This is a genomic window from Streptomyces sp. NRRL S-1022 (genome assembly GCF_000720135.1).
GTDB lineage: Bacteria > Actinomycetota > Actinomycetes > Streptomycetales > Streptomycetaceae > Streptomyces.
In genome coordinates this window covers 1-595 of sequence record NZ_JOIU01000109.1, presented here as the reverse complement: position 1 = coordinate 595, position 595 = coordinate 1, and the positions used below count along the sequence as shown (strand labels likewise).

Annotated in this window: 1 protein-coding gene; it reads left to right on the top strand. The window is 72.3% G+C overall.

What is annotated here, in order from left to right; translation table 11 throughout:
• On the top strand, positions 1 to 595 hold a 595-nt coding region (locus IG05_RS43175; RefSeq protein ID WP_037815908.1), incomplete at both ends, for an AMP-binding protein.

Genomic DNA, 595 nt, shown 5'->3' with positions numbered 1-595 from the left:
GGTGCCGCGTGAGGTGACGCGGTCGCCGGAGGAGTTCCTGGACCTGCTGGTGGAGCAGCGGGTGACGGTGCTGAGCCAGACGCCGTCGGCGTTCCGTTCGCTGGTGTCGGCGGCCGCCTCCGGTGACGAGCGCATCGGCCGGCTGGCCCTGCGTTCGGTGGTCTTCGCCGGGGAGAAGCTGGAGGTCGGCGAACTCACGCCGTGGACCGAGCGGTGGGGTCTGGGCCGGGTGGCGCTGGTGAACATGTACGGCATCACCGAGACCACCGTCCACACCACCTACCACCGGCTCACCCAGCGCGACTTCGCTCCGGGCGCCGGCAATCCGATCGGCCGACCGCTGAGCGACCTCACGATCCATCTGCTGGACGAGAACGGTCAGCTGGTGCCCGACGGCACCCGAGGCGAGATCCATGTCGGGGGTCCGGGCGTGGCCCGGGGCTATCTGAACCGGCCGGAGCTGACCGCCGAACGGTTCGTGCCCGACCCGTTCGGCCCGGCCGGCGCCCGCCTCTACCGCTCCGGCGACCTGGCCCGGCGCCGGCCCGACGGCAGCCTGGAGTTCCTGGGCCGGGCCGACGACCAGGTCAAGATC